This is a genomic window from Vibrio sp. 1402 (genome assembly GCF_033340275.1).
In genome coordinates this window covers 1-519 of record NZ_JAWOWE010000695.1, presented here as the reverse complement: position 1 = coordinate 519, position 519 = coordinate 1, and the positions used below count along the sequence as shown (strand labels likewise).

Here is a 519-nt window from a genome sequence, read left to right as displayed (position 1 = left end):
TGATCTCGGAGCATATCAATGGTTTCACCGAGCCCGAAATTCAGCGGGATGTAGCTCGTTTTCATAACGTCTTCCTGTTGCAGGTGTGTGACTGTGAAAATCGTGCACTGCTTGAGTGAGGGAAATTTGAGTTAGTGGCGTTGTTACTTTTCGTTGTTTTTTAGTGTTTGAAGGCAGCGTTCTTTTGCTGCATTGAGCTCGCCCATGACGACACCAATGTCATTTAACTGCTGTTGTAACACGGCTTGCTTTTCTTCAATGATATTAAGCATTTTGAGCAGCTGTTCATCCGTTTGTTGCATGTCGTAAAGTTCGAACAGTTCACGTATTTCTGCCAGCGAGAAGCCGAGCCGTTTCCCTCTAAGAATCAGTTTAAGTCGGATTTTGTCCCTACGCTGATAAACGCGCATATTGCCTTTTCGCTCTGGCTCAATCAGGCCGACGTCTTCATAAAATCGAATACTGCGCGTCGTGATGTCGAGCTCTTTGGCGAGATCACTGATTTTGTATTGTGCCATA

Annotated in this window: 1 protein-coding gene; it reads right to left on the bottom strand. The window is 45.1% G+C overall.

Features of this window, described 5'->3' with window-relative positions; all coding sequences use genetic code 11:
* Nucleotides 1–143 precede the first annotated feature (143 nt).
* Nucleotides 144–518 carry a MerR family transcriptional regulator gene (locus R7044_RS28000; protein WP_225456350.1) on the bottom strand — a complete coding sequence of 125 codons (375 nt, stop codon included), beginning with the start codon at nt 516–518 and terminating at the stop codon, nt 144–146.
* Nucleotide 519: the final 1 nt, after the last annotated feature.